This is a genomic window from Pseudomonas sp. GW821-FHT01C01 (assembly GCF_059422645.1).
In genome coordinates this window covers 1-10,104 of sequence record NZ_JBWKXF010000091.1, presented here as the reverse complement: position 1 = coordinate 10,104, position 10,104 = coordinate 1, and the positions used below count along the sequence as shown (strand labels likewise).

Here is a 10,104-nt window from a genome sequence, read left to right as displayed (position 1 = left end):
TACAGTTTCAGCGTGGGCGCGGTCCCTTGTAGGAGCTGGCTTGCCAGCGATGGTCGTTAACGATAACGCGTGTGAACTGGATGAACGCGGCGCACTTGAGTCCATCGCCAGCAAGCCGGCTCCTACAGTTTCCCGGGATTGCGTGAAGAACCTTTTATTTCGAAGCCGAGAGTGCTGCCCGTGCAGCCTCGAGGATTTCATCCGACAGTGGATCGCCGCGGGTGGCCCGGGACAGCATCAGCGCACCGAACATCATCGAGTACTGCACCAGCGCCTGCTGCCGTTTGCTGGCTTCATCCTCGGCGTCCAGCAGCGTACCCAGGGAGTCGAGCAGGTTGTTCAGGCCCTGCATATAGGTTTGACGCAATCCGCTGTCGGCGGCTTCGTGGCACATGTCCCCGGCAAAGGCCACCACCGGGCAGCTGTCGCCCGGATTGTCCCGGCTTTCGCTGGACAGGTACGGTTCGACCACGGCGCGGCGGGCGGCGTCCTTGCTGTCATGGTCGGCCACCCGTGCTTGCCAGCGTTGCGCGGCCTGCTCGAAGGCCCGGCCACTGGCTTCTTGCGCCAGGGCTTCGCGGGATTCGAAGTGCCCGTAGAAACCGCCGTGGGTCAGGCCTGCGGCAGCCATTACATCGACCACACTGATCCCGTGCAGGCCGCGTTCGCGAAACAGCCGCGTGGCGGCATCGACGATGGTTTCGCGGTTGAGGTCGGCTTGTTTGCGGGAAACTCGGGGCATGGGTCACTCTCAGGTCTGCGGGTTGAATATCAGAGGGCGTATTGGGCAATCCCGTTGCCGAACGACCAGTTCTCTTTTTTCACTTCCACCAGATTGATGAAAACGTCCTCCAGGCGCACCGCGAGTTCTGCGTGAAGGCTCTCGGCAATGGTTTTGTAGAGGAGTTTTTTCTGCTCGATGGTTCGTCCTTCGCTCATGGTGATCTGGATCACCACCAGTTGGTCCGTGCGACTGATGCCCAGGTAACCGGGATCAAAGATGAAATGCTGTTCATCGTGTTCGGCGAGTATCTGGAAATTATCGTTCTCCGGCACGCCGATGGTGCTGTGCATGGCGGCGTAGATCAGTTGGCCGATGCGTTTGGCGTGGGTGGGGTCCTGATGTTTTTTGATGTCGACGCGAACCAGTGGCATGGGAAGACTCCAGAAGGAATGCAGGTCGGTTAAAAATACATGACGCCAGACCTTTATCAAGCGCGGATTGCACTTTGGCGATCAAGTGCCAGTGCCGGAATCACTGCATTCCCTTGTAGGAGCCGGCTTGCCGGCGAAGGCGGTCTTGAGCCATGCGCCGATCTTTCAGACGCCTTCGCTGGCAAGCCAGCTCCTACAGGGGATTTTGGTACCACCGTTCCTCACCTAAGTCTTTGCTTCTGCTCACTAATCCCGGACAATCGCGCCCCTGTTTCGGCCAAGACGCCGCCTGTCGGGTATTCCGACGCGTCCTGGCCGGGTGGCAAGTGACCGGAATGTGGAGATCCCACCGGATGAATGATCAGGCCAATAGCGTCAACAAACGCTATGTAGAAGCGACACCAGCGACGCTCTCGAGCTGGAATCGCCAAGACACCACCTGGATGCTGGGCCTGTTTGGCACGGCGATTGGTGCGGGAACCCTGTTTTTGCCGATCAACGCAGGCCTGGGCGGTTTCTGGCCGCTGCTGATCCTGGCGTTGCTGGCGTTCCCGATGACGTTCTACGCACACCGCGGGCTGACCCGTTTCGTGCTGTCCGGTCGCGAAGGCGCCGACATCACCGACGTGGTGGAAGAGCATTTCGGCATCAAGGCCGGTGCACTGATCACCTTGCTGTACTTCTTCGCCATTTTCCCGATCCTGCTGATCTACAGCGTGGCCCTGACCAACACCGTGGGCAGTTTCCTGGAACATCAACTGCACATCACGCCGCCACCGCGCGCCGTGCTGTCGCTGGTGCTGATCCTCGGCCTGCTGGCGGTGGTGCGTTGCGGTGAGCAATTGATCGTCAAGGCCATGAGCCTGATGGTCTACCCGTTCATCGTCGCGCTGCTGTTTCTGGCGGTGTACCTGGTTCCGCACTGGAATGGTGGCATCCTGGCCACCGCCGGCAGCGTGCCGGCACCCTCGGCGCTGTTGCACACCTTGTGGCTGGCGATACCGGTGATGGTGTTCTCGTTCAACCACTCGCCGATCATCTCGGCGTTCGCCGTGGACCAGAAGCGGCGCTACGGTGATCACGCCGAAGAGCGCAGCTCGCAGATCCTGTCCCGCGCCCACCTGCTGATGGTGGTGATGGTGCTGTTCTTCGTCTTCAGTTGCGTGCTGACCCTGTCGCCGGCGCAACTGGCTGAAGCCAAAGCGCAGAACCTGTCGATCCTGTCGTACCTGGCCAACCACTTCAGTAACCCGACCATCGCCTTTGCGGCGCCATTGATTGCCTTCGTGGCCATTTCCAAGTCGTTCCTGGGGCACTACATCGGCGCCAGCGAAGGTCTCAAGGGCCTGATCGTCAAGAGCGGCAAGCGTCCGTCCGCCAAGACCCTGGACCGCATGACTGCCGCGTTCATGCTGGTGGTGTGCTGGATCGTCGCCACGCTGAACCCGAGCATTCTCGGCATGATCGAAACCCTCGGTGGCCCGGTGATCGCGGCGATCCTGTTCCTGATGCCGATGTACGCCATCCGCAAGGTGCCGGCGATGGCGCGCTATCGCGGTCAGGCGTCCAACGTCTTCGTGACGGCGGTGGGCCTGGTGGCGATTACCGCGTTGATCTACTCCTTGACCGCGTGATCGACCGGCCCGCTCGCGCAGTGCCGGATTGACAGCTACAGTGGCCGCTGCACGTGATACGTGCAGCGGCTTTTTTTCGCCTGGAGACATCGGATTGTCGAGCGCCTCACCGCCAAACCCCGTTGAACAACCCAACCGCTGGCAGGACCTGCTGGCAGGTTTGTCGATTGCCGGCCTGCTGCTGCCTGAAGCGGTCGCCTATTCAAGCATCGCCGCGCTGGCACCCCAGGCCGGGGTGATCGCCTTGTTCGCCGGGTTGCTGTCTTATGGCCTGTTCGGCACCAGCCGCTTTGCCATTGTCTCGGCCACTTCATCATCAGCCGCCGTGCTGGCCGCTGCCACCGCGACCCTGGCCAATGGCGATCCGCAATTGCGCTCGACGCTGGCCATCGGCCTGGTACTGATGACCGGGGCGTTTTTCCTGCTGGCCGGGTTGTTCAAGCTCGGCAGCGTGACATCGTTCATCGCCAAACCGGTGCTGCGCGGTTTTGCCTTTGGCCTGGCGCTGACGATCATTTTGAAGCAAGTAGCCAGCGTGGTCGGCGTGCATTTGACCGAAGTCAATCTGGTGCGGTTTCTGCCGCAGTTGCTGGAACAGTTGCCGCAATGGAACTGGGTGGCGGCGGGTGTCGGCGCCGTGGCATTGGCCTTGTTATGGCTGTTCGCGCGTTTTCGGCGCCTGCCGGGCGGTTTGTTGGTGGTGGTGATCGGCATTGCGGCGGGACAGTGACTGAACCTGCCGGCCTATGACGTGAAGCTGATCGGAGTGATCGACCTCAGTCTGGAGGTGCCGAAGTTGCCGGTGCTGCCGTTCACCGACTGGCTGCGTCTGGGTGAACTGGCGTTCGCCATGGTGATGATTTTGTATGCGGAGTCCTACGGCTCGATCAGTGCCTATGCGCTCAAGCACGGTGACCGCGTCACATCGAACCGCGACCTGCTGGCGCTGGGTGCTTCCAACCTGATGTCCGGCCTGTTCCACGGCATGCCGGCGGGAGCGGGGTATTCGGCAACATCGGCCAATGAAGCAGCGGGCGCGACTTCACGCCTGGCCGGTGGCGTGGCGGCTCTGGTGGTGCTGCTCATCGTCTTGACCGTGCTGCCTTACATCGCCCTGACCCCGGAGCCGATCCTCGCTGCCATCGTTATCCATGCCCTGTGGCGCGGTTTGAGCCTGCAACCGCTGGGACGGTATTTCATCTGGCGCCGAGACCGTTTGCTGGTGATCTGTGCCGTGGGCGCGGTGTTGGTGCTGGGGGTGCTGGACGGCTTGCTGGTGGCGGTGGCGATCAGTGTGTTGCTGATGCTCAAGCAGATGTCGGCGGCGGATATCCAGATTCTGGGGCGCATTGATGGCGGACACGATTTTGTCGACCTGCAACGCCATCCTGCGGCGCAAACAGTACCAGGCGTGTTGATTGTCCGGCCGAGCGAAGCGTTGTTCTTTGCCAACGTCGAACGGATTCTCGGCGCTGCCTTGCGCTTGATCCGGCATGCGCAAACGCCGATCCATACGGTGATTCTCAGTCTGGAGGAATCTCCCGACCTGGACGGCACCAGCATTGAAGCGTTGCAGGAGTTTTTTGTACGGGTGCGTCAGGAAGGTAAGTGCCTGATTCTGGCTCGCCTCAAGGACGACGCACAAACGGCGTTGGCTGCTTTGCCGGAAGTGAAGGCTAACGGGGTGGTTTTGAGCGGGCTAAGTGTTGATGGCGCAGTGCAACAAGCCCTCCAGTTGAACGCATAACCCAATGTGGGAGCGGGCTTGCTCGCGAAGAGGGAGTGTCAGTCGGTATTTGTATGGACTGACACACCGCTTTCGCGAGCAAGCCCGCTCCCACAGGATTTTTGGTGTTTGAACTGGATGCATAAAAAAACGCCGCTCATCTCACGATGGGCGGCGTTCTTCATTGCTTTGTAGCGTTAGGCTTGAACGACCGGAATGTTGGCGTTCGCAGCAGCTTCACGGAACTCGGCGATCTGGTCGAAGGACAGGTAGCGGTAGACATCGGCCGCCATGCTGTCGATCTTGCCAGCGTATTCCATGTACTCCTCGACGGTCGGCAGGCGACCCAGGATGGAAGCCACGGACGCAAGCTCGGCCGAAGCCAGGTAGACGTTCGCGCCGTCACCCAGACGGTTCGGGAAGTTACGGGTCGAAGTCGACACGACAGTCGAGTTCGGCTCTACACGTGCCTGGTTACCCATGCACAGCGAGCAGCCTGGCATTTCCATGCGTGCGCCGGCCTTGCCGTAGATGCCGTAGTAGCCTTCTTCGGTCAGCTGGTGAGCGTCCATCTTGGTCGGCGGCGACAGCCACAGACGGGTTGGCAACTGACCTTTGACCTGTTCCAGCAACTTGCCGGCAGCGCGGAAGTGACCGATGTTGGTCATGCACGAACCGATGAACACTTCGTCGATCTTCTCGCCAGCAACGCTGGAGAGCAGGCGAGCGTCGTCCGGGTCGTTCGGCGCGCAGAGCACAGGCTCCTTGATGTCGGCCAGGTCGATCTCGATGACTTCGGCGTATTCGGCGTCTTTGTCCGCTTCCAGCAGCTCAGGGTTGGCCAGCCAGGCTTCCATCGCTTGAGCGCGACGTTCCAGAGTACGTGCATCGCCGTAGCCTTCGCCGATCATCCAGCGCAGCAGGGTGATGTTGGACTGCAGGTATTCGGCGATCGACTCTTTGGACAGCTGGATGGTGCAACCGGCAGCCGAACGTTCAGCCGAGGCGTCAGACAGTTCGAACGCTTGTTCTACGGTCAGTTTAGGCAGACCTTCGATCTCCAGGATGCGACCGGAGAAGGCGTTCTTCTTGCCTTTCTTCTCTACGGTCAACAGGCCAGCCTGGATCGCGTAGTAAGGAATGGCGTGAACCAGGTCACGCAGGGTGACGCCTGGCTGCAGTTCGCCCTTGAAGCGAACCAGGATCGACTCAGGCATGTCCAGCGGCATGACGCCAGTGGCTGCGGCGAACGCAACCAGACCGGAACCGGCCGGGAACGAGATACCGATCGGGAAACGGGTGTGGGAGTCACCACCGGTACCGACGGTGTCTGGCAGCAGCATGCGGTTCAGCCACGAGTGGATGATGCCGTCGCCCGGACGCAGGGAAACGCCGCCGCGGGTCATGATGAAGTCAGGCAGGGTGTGGTGGGTGGTCACGTCGATCGGCTTTGGATAGGCCGCGGTGTGGCAGAAGGACTGCATCACCAGATCGGTCGAGAAGCCCAGGCACGCCAGGTCTTTCAGTTCGTCACGGGTCATAGGACCGGTGGTGTCCTGGGAACCCACGGTGGTCATCTTCGGTTCGCAGTAGGTGCCCGGACGAACGCCGGTCACGCCGCAAGCCTTGCCGACCATTTTCTGCGCCAGGGTGAAACCCTTGGTGCTTTCAGCCGGTGCTTCAGGCTTCTTGAACAGAGTCGAAGGTGGCAGACCCAGCTCGGTGCGAGCCTTCTCGGTCAGGCCACGGCCGATGATCAGCGGAATACGGCCGCCAGCGCGAACCTCGTCCAGCAGGACCGGGGTCTTCATTTCGAAGGTGGTCAGGACTTCGTCGGTGCCGTGCTTGCAGACTTTGCCAGCATGCGGGTACAGGTCGATCACGTCGCCCATGTGCATGTTGGAAACGTCGAATTCGATTGGCAGTGCGCCGGCATCTTCCATGGTGTTGTAGAAGATCGGAGCGATTTTGCTGCCGAAGCAGAAACCGCCGGCACGCTTGTTCGGTACAAAGGGAACGTCGTCGCCGAAGAACCACAGTACCGAGTTGGTGGCCGATTTACGCGAAGAACCGGTACCGACCACGTCGCCGACGTAGGCGATCGGGAAGCCGGCGTTGCGCATTTCTTCGATCTGCTTCATCGGACCGGTGACGCCTTGTGCGTCAGGCACGATGCCGTCGCGAGCCATTTTCAGCATGGCCAGGGCGTGCAGCGGGATGTCTGGACGGGACCAGGCATCAGGAGCAGGGGACAGGTCGTCGGTGTTGGTTTCGCCGGTGACCTTGAACACGCGCAGGCTGATCTTGTCGGCCAGGGTCGGGCGCCTCACGAACCACTCGCCGTCAGCCCAGGATTGCAGCACGCCTTTGGCGTGAACGTTACCGTTCTTGGCTTTTTCAGCGACGTCGTGGAAGGCGTCGAACATCAGCAGGGTGTGCTTGAGTTCTTCGGCCGCTACTGGAGCCAGTTCGGCGTCGTCCAGCAGGTTGACCAGCGTCACGATGTTGTAGCCGCCCTGCATGGTGCCGAGCAGTTCAACAGCGCGCTTCTTGTCGATCAGGGGGGATTTGGCTTCGCCTTTGGCGATGGCAGACAGGAAACCGGCCTTTACATAGGCAGCTTCGTCCACGCCTGGCGGAACGCGATTGGTGATCAGGTCAACGAGGAATGCTTCTTCGCCAGCCGGGGGATTTTTCAGCAGCTCGACCAGGCCTGCAGTTTGTTCGGCGTTTAGCGGCTGGGGAACGATACCCAGTGCTGCGCGCTCTTCGATATGTTTGCGGTAGGCTTCAAGCACAGTTATTACCCTCATCAGTGGTCCCAAATGGGTGTCCGGGACGCTCATCCCGAAATTGCCGTACTCATGCGCTGCATGGCGTTGTGTGCCACTTAGCCAGAATTACCGACAATTCCTTACAGAAGCTGCTTTCAAAGTTTTACGCCTGCAGAACGGGAGCTGATGAGGGTTGGCGTTGGGCTTTTCCCCGCTGGAAAAACCCCTCGCCAACACCGCTCTGAAGGAACGACTGTGCTCGTGACGCTTTGAAAACAGCTTCTAACGGACATTGGCGCCTAAAAAGGCAGGCTGATTCTACGGCAAAAAAAAATTTAAGGTAAGTCAGGTTTTATTGGACTTTGGTGGTGGCGGTCACCAGACCCCGATTCACCGCAGGCCCCGAACTTTGAGGGGTGATCAATAGCCGACAAAGGGCTAACATGCCGGCCTGTTTTGCTTTTTCGCGTTTTGCCTACCTATGCCCAATCAGACTATCAAGACGCCCTGCGTCGGCCTTTGCTCCACTGTCTACGGTGACCTGGTGTGCCGTGGCTGCAAGCGTTTCCACCACGAAGTGATCCACTGGAACGGTTACAACGAGGAAGAAAAGCGCGCGGTATGGCTGCGTCTTGAGCAGTTGCTGTCGCAGGTGATGGCCGCCAAAGTTGAAATTTTCGATCCGGCACTTTTGCGAATGCAGCTGGAGCAACGCAAGATCCGTTTCGTGCCCCATCAGTCGGAATATTGCTGGGCCTACCAGTTGATCGCCCGGGGCGCGCGGGTGATCAACAACCTGGAAGCCTACGGAATGGTGTTGCTGCCGGAGTTTCGCGACTGGAACCTGCCGGAGTTGCGCGATGCCATTGACCGGGAGTTTTTCCTGCTCTCCGAGGCCCACTACCAGCGCTACATTGCGCCGGGGTTCCTGAAAGACGCTTTTGGCGGCTGACCGCTAAAAGCTTCGCTGGCAAGCCAGCTCCTACAGGTTTGTGTCGTACTCAACAGGTGCGACCCATGCAAAATCTGTAGGAACTGGCTTGCCAGCGAAGACGATTCACCCGGCGCCGCAAGACTCAATGCTTGTCGGCAATCTCCTCCAGATGATCCTCGATCTCCTGCGGTTTGAGCACCAGTACATCGCTTTCAACCGCATCCAGCACCACTTCCGCTGTATTGCCAATCAACGCCCCTGACAACCCGGTGCGCGCCACGGTGCCGATGACGGTCACGGCCGCTTGCAGTTTGTGCGCCATGAACGGAATCAGCACATCCGCCGGGCCTTCCTCGATGTGCAGGTGTTCATCGTCAATGTCGAATTCTGCCTGGAACGACTTGCATTGCTCGCGGTAGCGCGCCTGGATGGTTTCGCTGAGTTGAAACGTCGGGTCGGCCGACGACAGCATCGGCGACGGGTGGGCGCTGATCACGTGCAAGTGGGCCTTGGCCAGGGTTGCGATGTCATAGCCATGATCGATGATGGTGTTATGCAGATGGCGATGTTCGCCGTCGGAGTTGCCGACGTCGATGGCCGCCAGTATTACCTTGCCCTTCCACGAGCCGGAGGTTTTCACCAGCAACACCGGAGTCGGGCAGTGACGCAGCAGTTTCCAGTCGGCCGGGGTCAACAAAGCCTTTTTCAGCGCGCTGTCGGGAAAGTGTTGCTTGATTACCAGACCGCAACCTTCTGCCTGCTGCACATCGACGATGGTTTCGTGCAGGCTCTTATTCCAGGCCTGCTCGGTGGTGACGGTGTAGCCGTCGGCAAGTAACGCGGCCTTGAGCACGCCCAGCATGCCACTGTGATCATGCTTGGGGTCGCACACCAGCAGGTGCAAATGCGCCTGGGTCACGCCGGCAATCAGTTTGGCCCGTTTCAGCGCCAGGCTTTCGGAGTGTTCGGGGTCGATGACCACCAGAATGCTGCGTACGGCTTGCATGAGCGGGATCTCCTGAAATTGAAAAAGCACGGCGTTGCACAACTATAGTTGCTGCCGGCGATTCGGGGACTTGATGCATATCAACGGTTGGCGACTGGTGGTCTGCGGGCAGGCCGGTATAATCGGCGCCCTTCGTTTTGAACCTATTTTTCCGTGAGCCCCATGATCCTTCCCGAAATTCACGAGTTCCTTGGCTGCCGTACCCCCGACGGCTGGATCCAGGCTGCGCTGGCCGATCAGGAAACCCTGCTGATCGACCACAAGAACTGCGAATTCAAGGCCGCCAGCACCGCGTTGAGCCTGATCGCCAAGTATCATTCCCACGTCGATCTGATCAACATGATGTCGCGCCTGGCCCGGGAAGAGCTGGTGCACCACGAACAGGTCATGCGCCTGATGAAACGCCGCAAGATCGAACTGCGCCAGCTGTCCGCCGGGCGCTACGCGTCGGGGTTGCGCAAGGTGGTGCGCAGTCACGAACCGGTGAAACTGGTGGACACATTGGTGGTGGGGGCGTTCATCGAAGCCCGCAGTTGCGAGCGTTTCGAAGCGCTGGTGCCGCACCTGGACGAAGAACTGGGCAAGTTCTACTTCGGTCTGCTCAAGAGCGAGGCCCGGCATTTCCAGGGTTACCTGAAACTGGCCTATCAGTACGGCGACGCGAAGGACATCGCCCATGTGATCGACAGGGTCCGCACCGCCGAGCAGGAACTGATCGAGTCGCCGGACGTGGAGTTTCGTTTTCACAGCGGCGTGCCTGCTGCGGCCTGACTATTCGGTGTTGTTTTTGCGGACGCCTTCGCGAGCAAGCCCGCTCCCACATCTATGGATACCCCCATTTCTGCAATACTGTTTTCGATGCGTGTTTGGCTTGC

At 59.8% G+C, this 10,104-nt stretch carries 7 protein-coding genes and 1 pseudogene; 4 read left to right on the top strand and 4 right to left on the bottom strand.

The genetic code is table 11. The annotated features are described in order from the left end of the window. Positions 1–154: 154 nt before the first annotated feature. Together AC07XF_RS28315 and AC07XF_RS28310 are read right to left on the bottom strand one after the other, a co-directional pair. The gene (locus tag AC07XF_RS28315; protein WP_495029148.1) at positions 155–742 is read right to left on the bottom strand and encodes a TetR/AcrR family transcriptional regulator; all 588 of its coding nucleotides are present in this window, start codon (positions 740–742) and stop codon (positions 155–157) included. Positions 743–771: 29 nt separating this feature from the next. Further along, complete coding sequence (locus tag AC07XF_RS28310) at positions 772–1,155, bottom strand: tautomerase family protein (protein ID WP_442096525.1); 384 nt, start codon at positions 1,153–1,155, stop codon at positions 772–774. A gap of 353 nt (positions 1,156–1,508) precedes the next feature. Between AC07XF_RS28310 and AC07XF_RS28305 the strand changes: the two genes are divergently transcribed. Continuing rightward, positions 1,509–2,789, top strand: a complete 1,281-nt coding sequence (locus tag AC07XF_RS28305) for a serine/threonine transporter (protein WP_495029147.1) — start codon at positions 1,509–1,511, stop codon at positions 2,787–2,789. Positions 2,790–2,883: 94 nt separating this feature from the next. Further along, positions 2,884–4,536, top strand: a pseudogene (locus tag AC07XF_RS28300) (SulP family inorganic anion transporter). A gap of 176 nt (positions 4,537–4,712) precedes the next feature. Here the strand turns inward: AC07XF_RS28300 and acnB are convergent. Beyond that, positions 4,713–7,313 (bottom strand): bifunctional aconitate hydratase 2/2-methylisocitrate dehydratase, encoded by a 2,601-nt coding sequence (gene acnB / locus AC07XF_RS28295; protein WP_495029149.1) that lies wholly within the window; start codon positions 7,311–7,313, stop codon positions 4,713–4,715. A 457-nt stretch (positions 7,314–7,770) separates the two neighbouring features. Here acnB and AC07XF_RS28290 point away from each other — a divergent pair, with 457 nt between their 5' ends. Beyond that, complete coding sequence (locus AC07XF_RS28290; protein ID WP_007937731.1) at positions 7,771–8,241, top strand: DUF1289 domain-containing protein; 471 nt, start codon at positions 7,771–7,773, stop codon at positions 8,239–8,241. A 124-nt stretch (positions 8,242–8,365) separates the two neighbouring features. Here AC07XF_RS28290 and AC07XF_RS28285 read toward each other — a convergent pair whose 3' ends face one another. Then, positions 8,366–9,229 carry a universal stress protein gene (locus tag AC07XF_RS28285; RefSeq protein ID WP_495029146.1) on the bottom strand — a complete coding sequence of 288 codons (864 nt, stop codon included), beginning with the start codon at positions 9,227–9,229 and terminating at the stop codon, positions 8,366–8,368. A gap of 162 nt (positions 9,230–9,391) precedes the next feature. Here AC07XF_RS28285 and AC07XF_RS28280 point away from each other — a divergent pair, with 162 nt between their 5' ends. Then, entirely contained in the window at positions 9,392–10,000 is a 609-nt protein-coding gene (locus AC07XF_RS28280) for a MiaE family protein (protein WP_495029145.1), read from the top strand. Positions 10,001–10,104 lie beyond the last annotated feature (104 nt).

What these genes read in the sequence shown, in the direction of transcription:
- AC07XF_RS28310 (WP_442096525.1), bottom strand. Translation starts at nt 1,155, where the DNA reads ATGCCACTGGTTCGCGTCGACATCAAAAAACATCAGGACCCCACCCAC.
- AC07XF_RS28305 (WP_495029147.1), top strand. Translation starts at nt 1,509, where the DNA reads ATGAATGATCAGGCCAATAGCGTCAACAAACGCTATGTAGAAGCGACA.
- AC07XF_RS28290 (WP_007937731.1), top strand. Translation starts at nt 7,771, where the DNA reads ATGCCCAATCAGACTATCAAGACGCCCTGCGTCGGCCTTTGCTCCACT.
- AC07XF_RS28280 (WP_495029145.1), top strand. Translation starts at nt 9,392, where the DNA reads ATGATCCTTCCCGAAATTCACGAGTTCCTTGGCTGCCGTACCCCCGAC.
- AC07XF_RS28285 (WP_495029146.1), bottom strand. Translation starts at nt 9,229, where the DNA reads ATGCAAGCCGTACGCAGCATTCTGGTGGTCATCGACCCCGAACACTCC.
- AC07XF_RS28315 (WP_495029148.1), bottom strand. Translation starts at nt 742, where the DNA reads ATGCCCCGAGTTTCCCGCAAACAAGCCGACCTCAACCGCGAAACCATC.